Below are 19,635 nucleotides of genomic sequence, written 5' to 3'. Positions count from 1 at the left end.
CATCGCAACCATGACAGGGATCGAACTTACCCCTTGTATTAGAAGTATGTGGAATTTATATTTAGATGGCTTTTTGCTCTTCAGAAGGTAAAAAAACAAGCAGTATATGCCTATAGTCAATACGTGGTTATTCCCAGCCTAAATAGAATCATTCATAACGTATATGGCATGGCATAACGACGCAATATATTCAACTAAAGAGTAACGATAGCTCAATAAAAGCAAGAAGCAGCCGATTAACTTGGATCGGCTGCTCTTGTTCAACTAACGGGCAGATTACCGTAAAAGATAAGCCTTTAACAGCAGGTTTTTGTATCTGACCGATGACTATATCTTATAAACATTAAAGTAATCCCCTGGAGGTGATAAGTGCAAATATGAAAAAAGTCACCGAAATGACAATGATCTTGTACAATTAGACATCGACTCAACAAAAAGACGTGACTAGACTGAACGTTCATAGTGATCAGGGGATTCCACTACACGTCTCATGCCTTAATAAAATCCATCTTTGTCGAATCTAAAATTTAAGATGTATATAAAGAATTTGATTATCATTATTAGTCCAAAGAAATGATCTTCTCGAATGATGTACCAAGAAGCTAAGAGCATTAGAGTCTTTAAGATTATCTGATAAGCTCCAACCACTTGGGGTGAAAAGAAAGTCCTGATTCTTATAACAACTAGAAATGAAAGCAAAACTATCATCGAAAAATTTGAATCTTTCAACATTAATTGAATCTCTGTGCATTATCTCGTATATGTTAACATCATTTGTTTGAGGTATTGGATTATAATTGGAATCCGATAACATGAATAACTCAGTAATTATATCTGGTTCTTCTTTATTTATATTGATTTTATTAAGGTATTGTAATGTTTCCTCACGAATATATTGTAAAATGAGCTGCTTTATAGTGTTGTCACAATATGCGACCTTTACATCTTGAAAATGAATGGCTAATTCGTTTTTTGCAATTTCGTAATCTTCCTGGTTTGTGATAGGTATGTACACGACATTCGTTTCCCCTGAAGAAAGGGAAAGGCGCAGAAAAAACTCTGCAAGTGGTGAAATATGAATTTTATCGCTGTAGGCTGGGACTATCCTTTTTATTCTAAGCATCTCGTCACTGTGGTTATTATTCCCACCCTTTAGCAACTCTTTTTTTTCAAGAGAAGATAATTTTCTCAGCCAATGCAAATTACTCACTCCAATCTGTGTAGAAAAAAATAGTAACCTATGATCATAGGTTACTATTTTTGTTCGATTTAATTAATCCAGAAATTAGATGGATCATATCCACCAGGAATGTAGACACCATTTTCAACACAAGTAAATGATCCTGATAATCTTGCTCGATAATAACCTGGTTCACTAGTGAAGAATCCTACATTACGTATTGTTGCCATTGGGGGGGTAACGCCATATTCAAATCGATCACTGTCAACGACATTCCATTTGAAGTTTTCCCACTTTTCATAAATTACATATACTGCTGAATATTTAATGAGATCGCCAGATACTGTGATAGTCCACGGGCATTCCGCTGTATCCCCAGACACTGTACAGAGTATTGTTCCGAAACCGCTTGCCATCGGGCTGATTTCTGAGTTGGAATTCTCCGGCGAAACGTTCTGACTGCCCGAGTTAATTTCTGACTCAGGGATAAATATTGTTGAGCCTACATTATCTTGGTCTGAGTTTTGAATAATTGTCTCGTCAGCAAAAACAGGAATTGCACTAATGGTTAAGAAAAGAACAACAGTAAGAACGATGGAAAAAAACTTTTTCATATAATAAATCCTCCCATTTTATGTATTGATTTTCTAAATTACAACCTCCTATCATTTAATAATATATTTATAATGCAATTCTAATTTATGGAAATATTCTTGTCAACAATTGTAATTAAAATTTGTGGTAAAACAGTGACAAGAACATGGTACCCTTGAAAGTTGCTATTTTTGCGGCCTTTTTTGTTTTATCGGTACAAGCTCTTGTCTCGAGCCGAGGACAAGAACTTGATCCGATTACCGATTTGACACATATCCAATTAAAATTCGACAGCTCTTTCATTAACCTAACGAGCAGATTAGCTAAGGAATTTGAGAATTTGATAAGCGCCAATTGACGTTATACTAACGGGAAACGATAGTTGAATAAACGACCAAGACTAAGCTGCCGGCGTTGATCGGCAGCTTCATTACGCTAACGGGCAGGATAGGTTAGTTGAAGAAACATGTTTTCGCTTTGTTCATCAATCGGGCCATATTTTTAATTAAGGATAGTTGTTATTCATTTGGGCAAAATATGATTTCTTAAGTCTTTTTAGGTGGAGGGATTGACGTGAGACTTCGGATTTTATTACTACTCACTCTCATCTGTTTTCATTTTTCGCCGATAGCCAGTGCAGAAGCCCCACTAACAGCTGTATTTGTCCGTGATCATCAGTTATGGCTCAAAAAGGATGGTCAAGAAATACAACTTACGAAGGACCGATATGTGTATTCTCCGAAATGGTCATATGACGGTCGTTTCATTGGATTTATTGATGGTGATGAAAAGGGGGGGAAATCGGATTTATTCATTTATGATACAAAGGAAAAAGAGATCTACCAACCTTACGTAAGGGTCGAAACATCCGACTTTAAATGGTCCCCGAACAAAAATCAGTTGGCCTACACGGATCATGGTCTGTTAAAGGTGACAAAAATAAAGAATGGCCGGCCGCAAGGATTTGAAAATGTCTCATTAGGCGTTAGTGGTTTTGAATGGTTTCCGAACGGGAAAGAATTTATTGTTTCCTCACAATCCAACTTACTTCCTACAGGATGGAGTCCAATTCCACTTTATAGAATTCCAGTAGATGCAAATCTTGCTAAAGGTAAAATAAAGCCTTTTTATACGATTCAAACTAAAGTACCTGACTTGTTTGGGATTGATGCCGATTATTTTAAGTGGAGTTCTGATGGGAAGTGGGTTAGCTTTTTAGTTCTTCCTACAATTTCTTGGTCCATGGATAGTAATACGTTAAGTGTTTTATCTTCACAAGGAAAACACTTTCAAGCATTGGGGAAAATGTTAGGGTTTAAAGACTGGTTTAAGTGGGCTCCTTCTGCCAATCAATTGGCTTATATTTCAGGAGAAGGAAGATTTTTTATTGAAAACAAGACAACGACGATTGCCGAAATACCAACATTTAAACAACAAGAAGAACACACACCTAAAGGATTTGTAGACCTTGATCTGGAATGGTACTCTAAAGATTTGGTAATTGTGGCTCGTGCGAAAGAGAACAAGGAGTGGGAAGAAGGACGTCCACCAACTATGTTCACATCACTTTACGCTATAAACATAAGAACAGGAGAGCAAAAACAATTCTCATTTCCAGGGAAGAATGAACTTGACGAAGATCCTCAAGTTGTCGGGCCATACCTTACTTGGTTTCGAAAGATGACAGAGCAACCTAAGGGTGATGTATGGGTAAAAAACACTTTAAATGGTCAAGAGCATATATGGCTTAAAAATGTGGATTACGCTCCAACATTTTTAACACCGTAGTAAAGTTCATTAGTATATGCTGAATAAATCTTATTCAGCAATCGGCGCGATTGTTTAATAAGCATCTCTTTCTTATTCAACTAACGGGAAACGATAGCTCAATCAAAGTAAGAAGGCAGCAGATCATTGTGATCGGCTGCCTTTGTTAAACTAACGGGCAGATTAGTTCAATCAAGCCACTATACTTTGGGAACAATTAACTTTGAGATCTCGCAGGATAAGACGCATCAATTGCCTCTACAGTCTATGCACTTATGACTTCTAACAGCTGTCTCTGTCCTCGCCAGGCGTTATCTCCATTCAGACCTCGGCACCTTAATTGTTAGAAACAAAGACAGCCTCTATTCTTGTTATTTATTTTGAAAGGATAGCCCCGGAAATATCGTATAATCATTAATTTCAATTATTCCCGATTTTGTCATTGATTTAATTTTGCCCTGACCGATTTCAATATCCCATTCTTCTCCAAAGAGCTTTTCTTCATTAAAGATCACTCTTACTCTCACCTTAAACGTTTCTTTGGATTGCTGAGCATCGACAATCTCATAATCAATAATGGACGGATACATACCGCCGATGGGGATCATGTCAAATCCCTCAACAGAAATTGATTTGATTAACTCATCATCACGAGTATCAAAACCAGCGATATAAAGCGCGATAAGATTTTTGACTTGTGACCAGCCACTACTAGATATATCAAGGTTTTGATTCCAAACATCTTCCTGTACTTCTGACCTACTACTTTTTATTGAAACTGTTTGATTCTTCTGGTCCCAACTAACGTTAGCGCCCAATGCTTTTGAAATGACGCTTATTGGCACCATTACTCGATTGTTACTCATCTGTGGTGCAACATCCGTTTTAATTTGTTTGCCGTTTACGACGATTTTGATTGTTCCTTTTGCAAAAGCCATACCAACCGTTGCGGTTAAAGCAATTACTATTGCAAATAACGAAATTATTAGCTTCTTTTTCATCAATATACCTCCACAATAAATATTGTACATAATAAATATGGGAAAAAATGAATATAGTTCCAATCTTACAACCTAATTATATTTAAGCATTTATTGTAAGTCCAATAAAAAAATCGAACAATAATTGCTGAGAACGGGTTCTAATTAAGCAAAGGATAATTGCGTGTAAGGGTAAATTACCCCATAAAAGTATGTGAGATAAGTGAGGAATTGATTAGAGTCTTCTGTTCTTTAAAAAAATGGATACTAGGTAGTTTTATTCTCCACCTATCACAAATTCGCCAATAATGTTCTTCCCAGTTTCATCATAAAGTGGTACGGTCCTGGAACCTTGGTTGTTTTTGGTATATTCAGTAGCCTCGCGAGGGTTACTTACATGAGATTCAAGCTCAGAAGTGTAGATATACCCTTCAGTTCCATCTATACCAATTGCAGCGATTAAGTCCGGTTCTACGCCATATAACTCATAAATATCTGCTCCGTAAGTAAGTCCATATTCATTTACTGGATAAATATCTTTTGCTGACATGGAGGATTGATTTGGGGTAACTGTCTGTTTTGTTACTGTTGATGAGTTATTAGGGTTTACTGCCTGTTGTGGTACCGGTGGAGAGTTTTTAGAGTAAACAGTTTGTTGCGTCGTCAACAAGAAATTTTTATCTAAAGATAAACTTTTAGTATAAAGGATAATAGCAACACAGCTAAATGCAATGACGGAAATTAATATAATTCTGTTTTTCTTGTTCATCCTACTTGAGCCTCCTAAGTACATGTTTGTAAAGATGTATCAAATAAGATCAAAACTGAGAACTGCTCAGATAATACAATTATTTGTAAATATATCAATAAACACCTCTCTAAGCTTGCTGTGTTTTTAATGATGTACCTAATATATACAACGTAAAAAGCTACTTTTTGGTTATGATTTACAGGTCATTAAATCAAATTGCCTTGCATTGGTTTGTGCAAGATTTTTGATAACCTAGTGAAGGATGGACCTACATTAACAGTACTTGTCATTCGGTTAAAGAAAAAACATCGAGAGATGTAATATTTGAAGCCAAATCGGTTGCACGTACATCACCTCAGTACCATCAACGCCTTGCAATTAAATAATCAGGTTCCTCACCATTCGGAGCTAGTAAGCCAGATCCAAAAGTTTCTTCTTCCTCATTCACTTCAACTTTTAGAGGCAGGGCTGGGGCGAGACCTAGAATTCGGTCTTTGCATGACTATAGTAAGTGCTTTTTCCGGTTACATGCGAGTCTCAACCATAAAACCAGAAATACCTTGAGCATTATATGTAAAACCATTTGCTGCAGTTAAAGTTCCGTTATATGAATTGAGTCTGGGTTGCTCCGTAATAACTGGTAGGAAAATAACCAAGACCCTCGGTACATTTAATAATGTATCTGCCTGCATGATATAACGCCAGATTGGTTCGCTATGAGTCAAATCGACAAAAAAAAGATACGAGCCGGTTAAACCGGCTTGTTTCTTTTTTCGTACATCTAAACTCCCAAGAATATCGTACCTAATAACATGTAAATGTAAATGGAGAAGAAGGCAAATACATTCATAATGATTAAGGCTAAATCTTTGTTAAAACCCGCTTTTCTGTAGGATAAGAATGAAGAAATCGCACCTATAGGTGGAAGGATATACGTTGAAGCTAACCCGATGCCATCAAGGGGATCACCGTAATACAGAAAAAATCCGTCGATGAGTACAAGTAAAACCGTAATAGCAAGAGTGGCAATTGCAATCGCACGTCCAGCCTGAATCTTCATCATTTAAAACCCTCCATTCCCGATACTAGCAATTCATTTTATGTCTAATTGATTTTATGGGTATACATGGAATTCCTACTTACTTTTTACTTGAAGATAACATCAAAAAAATTTCAAGTCTAATTGAAATAAAAAACAAGACAAGTTAATAACTGGTCCTGAATGTATATAACGTAAAACGCTATGTTTTGGTTATGCTTATCTGTTAATGTAATTCACTCAACAAAAGTTATTAATTTAACTAAGGATATCCCAGTAAGATAGGATCATAAGTTCTGTGTCAGAAAAACTAATAAAGACAAAGAATACCCAATATATTCCTGATTTTTGGATTGTCGGATTTAGTGGATAAAAGCAGAACCAGTAAAGAACAGGTTCTGCAAAGAAAAATCCCGAATAATATTAACTGATAAATATGTTGATTATCTTTTCAACGTTGAACCCAAGAACGACTTCCTTTTTGCTCCTTTTTATGTCACCGTATACGGAACACCTTTAATCTGACTTTTCGGCTCCAGATCTGTCATTGAAGAAACATCGACCTCCTCGAACTAATGAAGTTCGGCTTTTTTGTTTTAAGGGAACAGGTTCTTGTCCCAAGCTGTGGACACTAACTTGTTCCCTTTGCGGTAAGGACAAGAACATGCTACTTTTAGCGAATTAGACACATATCTAATTATAATTTGTAAGACATTAAATAAGCTAACGGGCAGAAGGCCTTTAACAGTAGGTAATTTGTATCTGACCGATGACTATATCTTATAAGGTGATATTAAATTAATGGAATTCCCGGAGGGTAATAAATGCCTATACGATAGTTCGGTAAAAGTAAGAAGGCAGCCGATAAACGTGATCGGCTGCTTTTGTTCAACTACCGGGCAGGATAGCGTAATAATTTTGTTGAATACCTCTATACAACGAGGTCGCCGAGGAAATAACAACTTCTAAAAGATGACGCAACTGAAAGGAGATGGATGGAACATATTCACACGTTGGTAATGTATTTCAAATGAATGCCAATTAATTTAACTTCAGATTACAATAATAATAAAAACTGGGAGCGAATTTATGCATAAAAAAAAGCATTGTTAATATGTTTATGTTTGTGCTTTCTAACTGCTTGCAATAGTTCTAAATCTGTTTATGAGATTTTAATTGGTGTTGTTAAAGAGGTTGATGTAGAAAATAAAAAAATCCTTGTCATTTCTGGATTGAAGAAAGAAGATTTACATGAAGATTACAAGGTATTAATAGAATTGAAAAAGTATAAAGAAGTACTATGGGTAACTGGAAATGATCCTTCTAGGTTTACAATCGGTGAGGAAGTTGAGATATCATTTAATTCTATTGAAGATTCATATCCAGGACAGGTCACTGCAAAAAAAATCACTAAGCTAGATCATTAGATGATAAATTGGATACTAAGAAAAATAAATAGGGGACCCATTCTTCCGTGAAATTCAAACCGTTTACTATGAAATCGGTGAGGGTAATTCAGTAGACAACAACATGAGGCTGTTCACGTTAAACACTTCGATTGGGAGCGCATTTATCACGTTGATGAGTACATTAAACTCCTCGAAACTTTCTCTGGACACATACTTATGGAGGAATAGAAAAGCGACAGTTTTTCAACGAAATCCGAATTCGCCTTTATAAAGTCGGTTCGCCGCCACTGGGGCGCTGTTCTCCATGTCGCCCTTCGAAAAGATTGACAATGGAGAAAATGGCATTTCATTTGTTAAACTAACGGGCAGGGTAAGTAAATAAGTGAATAGTATAAACTAGTGACAGTTCGCAATCTTCCACAATTTGAAATAAATACGGAGGTGGATTTTATATGATTGGTTCGCAACGGCATACAGTTAGTTTGAGTTCGTACAATCCAAATTGGAAATCGTTATTTGAAGAGGAAAAGGAAAAGATACTTGAAGAAATTAATCAGTACGTAGTTGATATTCAACATGTGGGAAGTACGTCGATTGAGGGACTAGATGCGAAGCCTATTATTGATATTGCTATTGCGGTAAGTTCCTTCGATGAGGTCGATGAAATAGCTCACGCATTGCAAAAAATAGGTTATTCGCGTTTGAAAGTAAAAATTGAAGGTAAAGTAATTTTTGCTAAAGACACGCATGCAGGACGAACTCATTACTTGCACATAGAACTCCATAATGGGATCCATTGGGATGAACATATAACCTTCCGCGATTATCTCCGATCTCATCCTGAGGCCGTTACTTCATATATGCAGTTAAAACACATTCTGGCTATAAAATATTACAATGACGTAAAGAGTTATACCGAAGGTAAGAGAGAATTTGTTGACGATATAATAAAGAAAGCGAAGCACACTGATATTTAAATTAACGGGGGAATTACGCTGGATACCAAAAGATTTAATTTGTACGAATTTCCTACGATGATTTTAAAAATGTGAAGAAAATACACGTTAACGAGCAAGAAAATACTTAGGAGGTGCCGTTCCTGAAGAACATACACGAGCAAAGTATGTCCTTATGATGGGATTTTTTTTGTTGTAAGGCAGACCAAGATATTTGGAGGCAATTGGCAGAATGGAGCAAAATAAAGGAATGGGTTATACCGCTTAGCATTGACGAGCAAATATTTTATTCCTCGAAGTATCGATGAACAAATGGATATACGTAATAAGTTCGGCATAATATTTGTTGGTAGATTAAACATACAGAAGAATGTCCACGCTTTACTAAAAATATTAAGCTCTGTAAGTGAAAAGGAAGTCGTCCTGGACACGCGCCCTGTAAAGTATTGAGAGGAGGTTCCTTCCGTTCCTTGCATCGGGTGCAGGGAATTATTGGAACGCGCATATCATGTCGTTTACAGGTTGGGGGATGCAGCTGTATAACATTACCTTCGGGCAGTACGCTCTCATACTCGCGGCAATGATACTTGCACTAAGTGTCGGCACGGCATGTTTCGCGTTTATACTTGCGAGGTTCAGTGCGAATGTTGTAATGATGATGATTAAGGCCGTTCCGGTCGGTGTTGCGCTTGCGGGAATAACCGTACTATCAGTCAACATGGCATTATCGTATAATAATATCGTTTTTAGTAAACTCTTCCTTGGTAGATTTGATATGCCGGAGGTTATCGTATGCGGTTTCGTTGCCATTATCGGCATGATTACGGCGATAGTTGTGACGATACGGGAGAGGTATGTTGATGTAGCTTAAGACACAGAGGATAAATGAACTTATTTTATATGGCGAATTAAAAGGGAGATATTATGAAAAAATCTATTAAGCTTTATAATTTTGGGCTTAACATACCACGGCGCGTTGCCAGAGCGTGGACTCCATGTTTCTTGCAGCAGCCATTTTTCGTTAAAATGTTGGCGGTTCCCCAATAATGAAATCGATATGCAAGGGAAGAATCAATTTTGAATAAATATGATTTCAAAGAAGAAATTTTGATTAATGGAAAAGTAAAAATGTTTAAAACATCGCAAGCCAGTATTCGACTAATTTCAAATGAGACTTTAAACGAATGCGCTTAAATTTGAAGTTAAGAATTAAAACCAAACCGAATAGAAGCAAGAAGATTTTTGTCGAGGGACAAGAACTTGTACCGATTGCCGTAAAGGACAAGAAGATGGTCCGATTACCGATTAGATAGTTGTCTAGGAACTGCCGTAATGGAATTGAACCAAATTTGGGAAAGGGCCTACTCTACGGATCAGGCGCACAAGCGTAGAAATGAGGAAAATCTGACTCCACTAACACTTGGAGATAATAGTGGCCATGGGCATGGAACAAATACGCCCATTAAGTCGGTGTCGGTGAGGAACAGGAGTAACATGTCGGACGACAAGAACATGAAGTAAATAAGTCCTTGTCATTTAATGCTTGTTTCAGAAAAAATCAGTATTTCCAAGCAATTATTTGGTACATGTATACCTAAAAGTACTATTTCATCTGATTTAATTTTTTTATGTAACTTTGTTTGCTTTATTGGTGTTTACTAAGTTGAAGGAAATAACCTCCATGCAAGAAAGAGGATCATAAATCATATGGAGAAGTGAACGTACACATGGTTATATTACAAAAATAAAAAAACGAAGGAGAAGTGAAGATGTCTAAATTTATAAAAACCATAACTTTGAGCACGGCTATAATCCTCAATAAGCCATGATTTTGAAATTATTCTTTGCTTTACTTCTTAGTATACCGTTTACGATTATAAATTTCAGTGCATACCTAAAAGGCAACACACCTTCAATTATGAACTTAGTGAGTACTATTCTCTTTTTAATTTTGTGGATGTCATGGGGAGGTTACAATAACTATAGGGACAGACTGAGCATTCGTTTTCTTAAGTTCAGCTCCATTTACTGTCTTGTCTCTATTGCATGTGTTTTTGTAATGTATCATATAGATTCAATACTTTTTTCAATACCAGTAGGAATAATTATTTTAGGACCCGTATATGGGTTAAGGTATTTCCTACCCTCGGTTTCATATGAAACATTCGGATACATCTGTGTAACAATAGTGTATGCTGTCAGTTTGATTGGTTCCTTTATAGGATATGTAACAAGTAAAAAAGCAGCACGAGAGTAAACAGTAATAAATGTTCGAGGTTTTATTCCAAATTTTAACTGAATAACAAATAGCATCTTAGAAGGGGTGAGTGATCATGAAAGATAAGAAGTATTTAAGAAGAGCTACAATCATTGCAGCAAGTTGTTTTGTATTAATGAGCGCATTTTTTATAATCAGAGAACTTATAGATAATAAGCAAGTTGTAGACTCGACTGCTAATGACACCACTCCACCAAAAAAAGCAGATTGGCAAATTGAATACGAAAGAAGAGCTCGAACGGAACCAGCGGAAAGGGTAGTAACTGAATATGGAGATTTTTATTATGCACCTTTTCCAAAACAATTTCCAGGAGATGAAGCCGCTAACCTAGATATTGATGAGGAAGTGACCGAAGATACAAACCAGGTAATAGAAAGAGGTTATTTTTACGAAAAAAAATAAAAATAACGTATCCGGTTTTCTCCGGTCTAACATTCAAAGATGAAGGATTAGAAAGTGAAAAGGTTTTGTTTTATCGGTACAAGTTCTTATCCCGAGCCAAGGACAAGAACTTGTACCGATTGCCGTAAAGGAGGAGAAAGTTGATCTGGTTATTATCGTTTGTGTAGTAGGAGGTTGTACTGGGTACCAAAGCACATTTGCTAAAAGCACGATTAATCAAAACCCCGCAAATTCTCCTAACTATCCTGAAAATGAAAATGGGCAGACATACGGTTCTGTTAAAAAAGCTACTTCTGATTCTCTTCATTTGGAGATTCGAACCTCCATTTCGATGCTACGAAGCTCCAATTTGGATGTTCGATAAAAACCAGTATTGGTAGTCAAAATCAAATCAATTTCAAAAAGGTATAATAGAGATGGTATAATATTCATACGGACTTAAAGTGCGGTGGAGCGATCAACGGCGTAGCCTCTCGTAAAGGGGGTGATGCCATGATCGCCCTTGTGGAGCTGCTTGACATACTCAAAGGTGTTGCGGCCGCATTGAGCATTTTGCTCAGTGTACGGAAGCTGTACCGATGGATTCGTCGGAAGCTAAACAAGCGAAAAACCACCGTATAATAAGGTTGGAGGCCTGATTACGGTGGTTTTTCGTTAAGCTATTAGATTAACTTAGCGCGCCGTGGGTTCCACAGCCTTTGGTCCTGAGTCTTCACCGCTGCAACGGTGGAGGCTCTATTTTTATTATAGTAAAGAATTCATCAAATATACCTTGTAGTATATACCACATATATATGATATAAACTGGTGTACCTTTATAATAACACAAAAATGATAAAGACTAAAAGAGTCTTTCGTGATCAGGGCTACTTCGATCATAATCGTTGCACACCAAACATGATTAAAATACATTTGAAGACCAGGAGGGTTGATCCTGGTTTTTTTTATTATTTGAAAGGCAAAGGAAACCCACCGTGCGTCGGTGGCTATCGGATTAAAAGGTGGCAAGTCGGAATCGCCCAGCTGCCCAAATCCGCAGCTGGATGAATCCACTTGCCGGCGAAGCATCTCCTCGATGCGAAAACCTTCTTGAAAGATTTTGGCCGTAAACGCTCTCCACAACATTTCCGCTGCGCCTTGCTTCGCTTCAATCTAGTGGAACGAAGTAAAGCTGCAGGTCCGTGGTTCCCCACCGACCTGTGCATGTTAATTCAAGAAGTAACCCCCAGTTTGATTCGCGTTGATGTCCCCTCAGCTAAGTTGCTATTCCTGTCGTTTTTCTTTGAACACATCCGAAACGTGTGTCGTATCCGTTGATCATAGCAAACCACGCAGCCATCCTCCGAGCAAGGGTGGCTTTTCTCTTTCGAGAATGCCATCCCTCCGGGCAAACCCTTGCACTCCGGAAACCTGCGCGGTAAGGGCGCTATGACGGCTACGACACACGGATGTTTGCTCTTTGAAAACTCCATACACAAATGCATCAGCTGCAGATGGAAAACTGCTCATCAAACCAAAATCAAAAGAACGCTCATCGCCGCTTGGCTAGGCCGGCACGAAGCCGGATGTTCACCGGGGCCGACAGCCTCAAAAACCTGAATCAGGAGGAATGAGGATGCCAAACAACGTTTACGGTTCTGCCGCACTTCGGGCGCTCAAGGTTTCTCGGAAGAATCCAGCGGCGATGAAATTGTACTTTAGCTTTATGAAGAAAATGCTCGTTCATTCAGCATGAGTGAAAGATTTATCCTGTCAAAAAAAAGTGACATTTCATAACTTAGTGGAGGTTCTATGTATACACAAGCCATTGACTTTGACCGTCTTCGTGAAGAACGCCTGCAACAGGAATATGTGCAAACCATGCATCGGTTGCAGCTGAAATATGATCAAGCAGCTGCTGTTGGTGATACGCAGCGAATGGAAATTCTCGCTGAAGCAATGGATTCACTGTAACAGCAGAGTGCTTTGGTCGTCTGAAGCTCATCGATCAGACGGGCATAACAATTACTTATCAGGAGAGTTGTCATATGAAAAAGTGCTTTGTTTGTACTTTGAAATCTGAATTAGGTCATATCGTCGTTAATGTTTGTAAATCATGTTATGCCACCCGCGAGACGGAAATCTTACGGGATTTGGTGACGATGGATGGTCCCGTTCAAAACATGCTTTGTCAGTATTGTAATGAGGACGAGAAAACACCTTCTATGGAACGGATCGAACCTAATTATACTCATAATGGCATGATCTATGTTCCGGATATTGAGCTGGATTACCGCGGATTTGTTATTCGGGCAAAATTGGATATGGGGGACACGCCTTGGCAAGTGAACGGAAATTGTTATCGAAAAGGCTATGTGGTTGTCAAAGATGGATGCAATCCCATACCGGGATCCGGATGGTTTCACTCCATTATTGAAGCCAAAGCCGGGATTGATATTTTCTTAGAAGTAAATGGGGATGTTGATTCGTTTCATCGAAGATGGTCTGAACTACGAGGGCTTAATCGGTACTTTGAGCTTTAAAGATTGACTGTCTCGGAACAGGTAGGGTAGGCGAAAAACGTTTCGTGCAAATGCAGCGGAAAGGTGGAAAACAAATGAACAATACAAACAGTGTTTCACAGCAGGAACGGGAAGCAATGATCCAAGAAAATATAGCCGAAATCGGAATGATGATTGGTTTTCTTATCGCTACGGACGCGCTGCCTAAAACGGATTTAGATCTCTCTAGTACGGATATTAGCCAAAAAGTTATTTCATGGGCTAAAGAATTTGAGGATACGCACCAAGGATCTGATTATGACTTCTATCATACGATCACTGAGCTGGGCAAACCTGATGGGTATCTTGATGCGATCGATAACTTTACGGATCTGAAGCTTCGGGAGGCAGGCTGGCTCACGGAAGAATACATTTTGGATACGGCGAGGTTTTGGAATTCCCGCACATAATTAAGGTGCTCGACTACTGTGAAGTTTAACTTCTCGCTATATCGCCCAGCCATGAGCAGGGCGATATAGCGAGGAAATCTACAGGTAGCGAGGAAATCTACAGGTAGCGAGGAAATCTACAGGTAGCGAGGAAATCTACAGGTAGCGAGGCAAGGTCCATATAGCTTGAAAACGAATGGATTTGAAGAATATTTAAGGAGGGTCAATCCAATGGAAGGCCAATTTTCATGTACTAAATGTAATGGCTCCGGAAAGGTTCGATGGAGGCATGTCGCCAATGGAGTTTGCTTTAAATGTGGAGGGGCTGGAACGTTGAATTATAACCCTCATCCGGATTTTTCTGATTGCCCAGACGAAGTGGAGGACAACGGAGAATGGCATTACCAGATGAGGCAGGAGGAAGGGGAGAAAGGGCTCTTAGAATGGGCCTTATCCAACCGATCCACTCTATATGAAGATGACTGTAATTGGTGAGGGGAGTAACTATGAGTGAAATTCGCATTTACTATCGGTCATCGCCACGGAAACCTATATTGCTGCTCGGTTACTTTACAAACAACGGGGCTAAGCATGCCAAGATGACCGTAATCCACGACTACCTCGGTCGGTATCCCAAAGGTGAGAAGATCAAGGTGCCACTGGATGGAGTGGTCTACCATGTAAGAATTCATAAACACGAGCTTCAAGCGTGGACGGAGTCGAAGACTGAGCGAGTCGAAGCTTTCATGCATCGAAAAATGAATCGTTATTTCAAGCGGAAAATTGATCAGCTTTTAGGTAGCTTCTCCTTATAAATCCACACCGCAAATCGTAAAAGGGGCGAAAAATGGCATGGCCGTGAAATTAGTGCGTAACATGATAACCGGTTATCACCGTGAAAATACTCGGATCTGGATTGAGCCTACATCATTGGAAGCAGCCGGCTTTGCAGTTGGACAGGGTGTGAAGCAAACGATTACGCGTGATGCGATTATTTTGACTCGTAGCGATTCCATGGAGCGCACGATTTCCAAACGCAAACGTCCCAGCTGGGCTCATCCTCGGCCTTTGTTCGAAGCATGCAGTAAAGAGGTAACGGCTGTCATCCATGCTCGGGAACGAATTGATCTGCTGATTAGTGACGGAATGATTGTCATTCGCCGGGAACGTTCCTTTGATCTGTTTTTCGTAGAGAAGCCGATACTGCAAGGTGTGGAATTGCAAAAGCTTCGACTGTATTCTGCGCCGGCTGGAGGAGGCCTCGCAACATCCGCGCTTTGTGATTCTGGTTTTTACGAGGCAGTCGGTGGACTGGATATGTGGCCGGCTGCGATAGATGCCTACATGCATAATTTCAGAGGAGGATCTGTATATCTGGGGGATTTGACCCGGAAGCATACGGGCTATGTTCCTTCTGCTGACGTATGTTGGTTGTCACCTAGCTGTGTACGATATTCCTCCATAGGTGTAATGGATGGTGGTGTTACCGAAGGACATGGTCCACATTATGCCCGTTTGGTTCTTGCTTCTGGTGCCAGTGTGGTTATGATTGAGCAGGTTCCACAGTATTACAAGAGCACTTCATACGCGCAGCTGAAGAAGCTTTTACAACCTTTCTTTCCTTATGTACATGAGAAGGTGATTGATGCGTATGCTTTGGGGTCGGTAGCTTCGAGGACTCGAGGGTATGCTGTATTCTTTCGTGAAGAGACTGATTTTGAATGGCCGCAGCTGCCGAATCTTCCAGAACATCGGCGAATGAATGTTAAGCAAGTGCTTGGGAAGGATTGGGAGGTTGGCGATTGGCGCCCAATTGAAGGCACGACGATGGAAGGTCTTTTGAAGAAGTCGGGGAACAACAATTTTAAAGCTGAAAAGAATCACACATTGGTTAGTCTGGAGAGTAAAAGGGTGTCTGCGTTCCCTTACTCATATGGCAAGGTACAAGTGACGTCTAGTTATTTAAAGCATCCCGAGAAAGATTGTTGGCGAATGTTCCGTTCGGATGAGATGATGCGACTTATGAATATCCCAGATTCCTACGAGTTTCCGGATTATATGGGGGAATCTGAACGGGTTAAGTTGATCGGTCAGAGTGTTGATGGATACGTGGTAAAATCGATCGGCATATCGGTAATAACTGCTATGATGGGAACCCGGTACCGATCCATGGTATCTGATTCTCGTGAATCTGATGAGTTTTCACATCAGCTGATTCATGAAGCAAATGGTCAGGTGGCATTCCCTTATTAAACATGTATGTTCCCCCAGCTCGTTCAGTCGGGAAGGGCAAGCGACTTACCGGCTCTAAGCAGCAGGCTGCTAAGAGCCGGTAGATTCCATTGCTCTTCTAATCCTCCTTTGCGTTCCGATGATTGTAGAAAACCTCAGTATATCGCGTTTTTTGGGTACTGTTGTCGATAGTAGAATGGTAGAATTATACTGAAGAAAGCTTGATAGAAAGGAATGATCATGGGGACATGAATTTTCCTTCTTTAATAATTTCAACTGAAGCGATACGAGAAGGACTTACTACTCTAATAAATGAGTACATAAGAATTGAAAAGTCATTAACTGGCCTAAAGTATCAACAAGAATCTAATTTCGTTCGTGGGCAAATAGCTGCCATTACCTCATTAATTAATGATACGTGGGAAAGAAACCTTCATCAGAGCTACTTTGTTTATCTAAAATATTTGGTTGAAAAATATTCACTTCAAGGTGTTTGGAGAATTAATGAACTTGGCAATTGAAACAGTCAGACGTAGCAGCAGGGTAAGCTAGTGGCTTTTCAAAGACTGTGTATACCTAATACTGATTACGGGGGATGGAAGATGGCTTTCATAAGGAATTTATCGATGGGCGAGCTCGATTATTTGATCGATTCATTAAACAAGAATAACGAAGATCCAAATTATCATATTCTTTATCCTAAAGTTGAAGAGGCCAGGCAGCGCGTTCTTTTAAATGAAGAGTCTTCTACAAATTGGTTTTTCTTGGCTAAAAATGATTCTAAGCCACTTATGGAATTGGTCACTTTACCGCAGCATATTCAGGAGAAATCCATTCAAGAGCTCGTAGAATTGTCTCCGGATACTCACATCAATACTCGCATTTCAAATGCATTGCATCGAATGGGTTGTACGTCGGTTGCGGAACTATTACAGAAGACGCCATATGACCTGAGATTTGTTCGGAATTTTGGCGTTGGTTCTCAGAAGCATTTTGCAGAGCTTTTGTGGAACCTACAGGTAAAGAACAGAACTAAATAGGCGAAAAGCATCTGGACCTAAAATCCAGATGCTTTTTTTAGTTTCAAATTACAGATCGTGTACTGCAAATCCAACTAAAGTAACGCGAGAAGCTAAGGATGTACAGGTTGATTCAGAGAAGGAAAACGCCGGTTTCCGCACAAAAGATACCTTCGCAGTCGTTTCGTTATTCTGCATTTCAAATCGCACACCCGTAAACATAACGTAACCACCATCCTAGCCGGCCACACCGAACCTCTTCGTACAAGGGCGGCTTTGCCGGTCTTTCAGACAGACCCTTGCACTACGAGAACCGGTGTGGCAAATAAGCTATGACGGCTACGTTATACTGGTGTTTTAGCTCTTTGAAAACTTCATAAATTCACAAAAGCTTCAGCAGGCGTTTCATGCGCTTAACACCGGTAAGACCTTAAAAGATTCCGCTCATTGCCGCTTTGGCTAGGCCGGCACATAACCAGGTGTTTAGGATATGTAAAAACTCATTTCGTTGATTCTATAGGGACCAGCCTGAAGATTGGTTCTCATATTATAAAGGGGGCGCTACCATGATCAGAACACGGCGTGCAAAAAACTCATGTAGAGGAATATACCTTCAGGATCGTCAGTTAAGCCATACCGTATTTCAGCCAGGTACTCATTTTAGATATGTCATTGACCGTGTTAATCGAAAGATCATCATTCTACCTTCTGAGTCCCCAGGTAATACGGTATCCAAACGTGAGCTGAAGCATAGTGTTAAGCCGGTGCTTGATATTCGAAGCAAGCAGGTTCTGGATGCTTTCAAGGATTGCGCTTATTTACAAGTTGATATCTATGAAGAAGAAATTGTTGTTCGAGGTTTCGTTGCGGATGCAGATGACCCGACCAGCCAACATGCTTCAGATCCAATCAAAACGAGTGACAAAAAAATACGAGGTATTCAGGATTTCCTTCGAGTTAAGCAAACAGCTGAGTTTGTTATATCCAGAGACGAATTTCAGAAAGTCACTGATAGGTATGGTTCTAGCCTCGATGTTGATATCCCATATAAGAGTATACGGCAGGCTCTTCAGCATCTCCACATCCCCTTACAAATAGACAGTTTGTTTTCAGGGGCTGGTCTGATGGATTTCGCCTTTGCTCAAGCTGGTTTTGACATCGCATTTGCGATAGAGAAAGATGCCGATGCTGTGCGAACGTATCGCCATAATCTTGGGGATCACATTCACCATGGCGACATTACCCAAATAGATCGATCATACTTTACTTCTCCAGTTATGATCGGGGGATCACCATGTCAGGGTTTTTCTAATTCAAATCGAAATACCAATTATCTCGATAATCCTAATAATCGTCTGGTACGAGAGTATATTGAGGCTGTTAAATCGAATCAAAATTGCAAGGTGTTTGTACTGGAGAATGTGCCTCAAATATTAAGTGCCGGCAATGGCCAATTCAAAGATGAGATACTGGACGAGCTCAAAGAATTTGAAATCCAATATGGTGTGATGAACGCAGCAGACTTCGGATCTCCCCAACCACGTAAAAGGGCAATTTTTATCGGATCTAAAATAGGGGAGATCAGGTTGCCGAACGCAGAAAGCAATCAACGAGAAAAAAATGTTCGCTTCGCCTTTAGTAACCTGGATCCGGACGTCCCCAACCAGGCTGATATATCCAAAGTAAATGCCAAGACCCTAGGAAGGATTCGAAGCGTTCCAGAAGGAGGGAATATCAGTCATATTCCGGATGAGATTCGTCCCAAAGGTACTCACTCGAACCAGTATAAGCGCCTTGAGTGGGACGAGCCGGCCGTAACGGTCGTGATGCCTCGGAAGGCGATGCTGCTACACCCTGAAGACGATCGGATCCTTTCCGTGAGAGAGTGTGCTCGGCTTCAGGGGCTGCCGGATGAGTTCATCTTTCAAGGAGGACTAACTGCCAAGCAGCAACAAGTGGCTAACGGAGTGCCAGTTCAGTTAACGAAGGCAATAGCACATGTCATTCGAAAAGCTATTAATGCATTCAACAGTTCTTTTACCTCGAAGTTAAAGATAGCCAGTGTATAAGAAACTGGCTTTTTGCGTAAGGAAGGACC

At 39.7% G+C, this 19,635-nt stretch carries 19 protein-coding genes; 14 read left to right on the top strand and 5 right to left on the bottom strand.

What is annotated here, in order from left to right; genetic code table 11:
• Positions 1 to 520: 520 nt before the first annotated feature.
• Both ACQKPA_RS32465 and ACQKPA_RS32460 read right to left on the bottom strand, forming a co-directional pair.
• Positions 521 to 1,201 carry a hypothetical protein gene (locus ACQKPA_RS32465; protein WP_427496396.1) on the bottom strand — a complete coding sequence of 227 codons (681 nt, stop codon included), beginning with the start codon at positions 1,199 to 1,201 and terminating at the stop codon, positions 521 to 523.
• 68 nt (positions 1,202 to 1,269) lie between these two features.
• A complete protein-coding gene (locus ACQKPA_RS32460) occupies positions 1,270 to 1,794 on the bottom strand; it encodes a hypothetical protein (protein WP_427496395.1) in 525 nt (174 codons plus the stop codon).
• Between the two features lie 553 nt (positions 1,795 to 2,347).
• On the opposite strand from ACQKPA_RS32460, the gene ACQKPA_RS32455 reads away from it, so the two are divergent.
• Positions 2,348 to 3,562, top strand: a complete 1,215-nt coding sequence (locus tag ACQKPA_RS32455; RefSeq protein WP_427496394.1) for a TolB family protein — start codon at positions 2,348 to 2,350, stop codon at positions 3,560 to 3,562.
• Positions 3,563 to 3,912: 350 nt separating this feature from the next.
• On the opposite strand, the gene ACQKPA_RS32450 is transcribed toward ACQKPA_RS32455, so the two are convergent.
• From ACQKPA_RS32450 to ACQKPA_RS32440, 3 genes are all read right to left on the bottom strand, one after another.
• Positions 3,913 to 4,542 carry a copper amine oxidase N-terminal domain-containing protein gene (locus ACQKPA_RS32450; protein ID WP_427496393.1) on the bottom strand — a complete coding sequence of 210 codons (630 nt, stop codon included), beginning with the start codon at positions 4,540 to 4,542 and terminating at the stop codon, positions 3,913 to 3,915.
• 256 nt (positions 4,543 to 4,798) lie between these two features.
• Entirely contained in the window at positions 4,799 to 5,290 is a 492-nt protein-coding gene (locus ACQKPA_RS32445; RefSeq protein WP_427496392.1) for a hypothetical protein, read from the bottom strand.
• 763 nt (positions 5,291 to 6,053) lie between these two features.
• The gene (locus tag ACQKPA_RS32440; RefSeq protein WP_427496391.1) at positions 6,054 to 6,335 is read right to left on the bottom strand and encodes a hypothetical protein; all 282 of its coding nucleotides are present in this window, start codon (positions 6,333 to 6,335) and stop codon (positions 6,054 to 6,056) included.
• A 1,100-nt stretch (positions 6,336 to 7,435) separates the two neighbouring features.
• On the opposite strand from ACQKPA_RS32440, the gene ACQKPA_RS32435 reads away from it, so the two are divergent.
• From ACQKPA_RS32435 to ACQKPA_RS32375, 13 genes are all read left to right on the top strand, one after another.
• On the top strand, positions 7,436 to 7,738 hold the full coding sequence (locus ACQKPA_RS32435; RefSeq protein ID WP_427496390.1) for a DUF3221 domain-containing protein: 303 nt from the start codon (positions 7,436 to 7,438) through the stop codon (positions 7,736 to 7,738).
• Positions 7,739 to 8,172: 434 nt separating this feature from the next.
• Positions 8,173 to 8,697, top strand: a complete 525-nt coding sequence (locus tag ACQKPA_RS32430) for a GrpB family protein (protein ID WP_427496389.1) — start codon at positions 8,173 to 8,175, stop codon at positions 8,695 to 8,697.
• A gap of 487 nt (positions 8,698 to 9,184) precedes the next feature.
• The gene (locus ACQKPA_RS32425) at positions 9,185 to 9,547 is read left to right on the top strand and encodes a hypothetical protein (protein WP_427496388.1); all 363 of its coding nucleotides are present in this window, start codon (positions 9,185 to 9,187) and stop codon (positions 9,545 to 9,547) included.
• Positions 9,548 to 11,009: 1,462 nt separating this feature from the next.
• Positions 11,010 to 11,357: a hypothetical protein gene (locus ACQKPA_RS32420; RefSeq protein WP_427496387.1), complete on the top strand. Its 348-nt coding sequence runs from the start codon at positions 11,010 to 11,012 to the stop codon at positions 11,355 to 11,357.
• A 492-nt stretch (positions 11,358 to 11,849) separates the two neighbouring features.
• Positions 11,850 to 11,978 (top strand): hypothetical protein, encoded by a 129-nt coding sequence (locus ACQKPA_RS32415; RefSeq protein ID WP_427496386.1) that lies wholly within the window; start codon positions 11,850 to 11,852, stop codon positions 11,976 to 11,978.
• Between the two features lie 1,170 nt (positions 11,979 to 13,148).
• A complete protein-coding gene (locus ACQKPA_RS32410) occupies positions 13,149 to 13,310 on the top strand; it encodes a hypothetical protein (protein WP_427496385.1) in 162 nt (53 codons plus the stop codon).
• A 74-nt stretch (positions 13,311 to 13,384) separates the two neighbouring features.
• The gene (locus ACQKPA_RS32405) at positions 13,385 to 13,879 is read left to right on the top strand and encodes a hypothetical protein (protein WP_427496384.1); all 495 of its coding nucleotides are present in this window, start codon (positions 13,385 to 13,387) and stop codon (positions 13,877 to 13,879) included.
• A gap of 74 nt (positions 13,880 to 13,953) precedes the next feature.
• Positions 13,954 to 14,307: a hypothetical protein gene (locus ACQKPA_RS32400; protein ID WP_427496383.1), complete on the top strand. Its 354-nt coding sequence runs from the start codon at positions 13,954 to 13,956 to the stop codon at positions 14,305 to 14,307.
• 485 nt (positions 14,308 to 14,792) lie between these two features.
• On the top strand, positions 14,793 to 15,101 hold the full coding sequence (locus ACQKPA_RS32395; RefSeq protein WP_427496382.1) for a hypothetical protein: 309 nt from the start codon (positions 14,793 to 14,795) through the stop codon (positions 15,099 to 15,101).
• A 37-nt stretch (positions 15,102 to 15,138) separates the two neighbouring features.
• Positions 15,139 to 16,539: a DNA cytosine methyltransferase gene (locus tag ACQKPA_RS32390; protein ID WP_427496381.1), complete on the top strand. Its 1,401-nt coding sequence runs from the start codon at positions 15,139 to 15,141 to the stop codon at positions 16,537 to 16,539.
• Positions 16,540 to 16,766: 227 nt separating this feature from the next.
• On the top strand, positions 16,767 to 17,039 hold the full coding sequence (locus tag ACQKPA_RS32385) for a hypothetical protein (protein WP_427496380.1): 273 nt from the start codon (positions 16,767 to 16,769) through the stop codon (positions 17,037 to 17,039).
• A 105-nt stretch (positions 17,040 to 17,144) separates the two neighbouring features.
• Complete coding sequence (locus ACQKPA_RS32380; RefSeq protein ID WP_427496379.1) at positions 17,145 to 17,558, top strand: DNA-directed RNA polymerase subunit alpha C-terminal domain-containing protein; 414 nt, start codon at positions 17,145 to 17,147, stop codon at positions 17,556 to 17,558.
• A gap of 545 nt (positions 17,559 to 18,103) precedes the next feature.
• Positions 18,104 to 19,606 (top strand): DNA cytosine methyltransferase, encoded by a 1,503-nt coding sequence (locus tag ACQKPA_RS32375; RefSeq protein ID WP_427496378.1) that lies wholly within the window; start codon positions 18,104 to 18,106, stop codon positions 19,604 to 19,606.
• The last annotated feature ends 29 nt before the right edge of the window (positions 19,607 to 19,635 follow it).

Origin of the sequence: Paenibacillus sp. NPDC093718, assembly GCF_050279985.1 — a bacterium.
Taxonomy (GTDB): Bacteria; Bacillota; Bacilli; order Paenibacillales; family Paenibacillaceae; genus Paenibacillus_AQ.
This window is presented reverse-complemented; position numbering and strand designations above follow the sequence as displayed.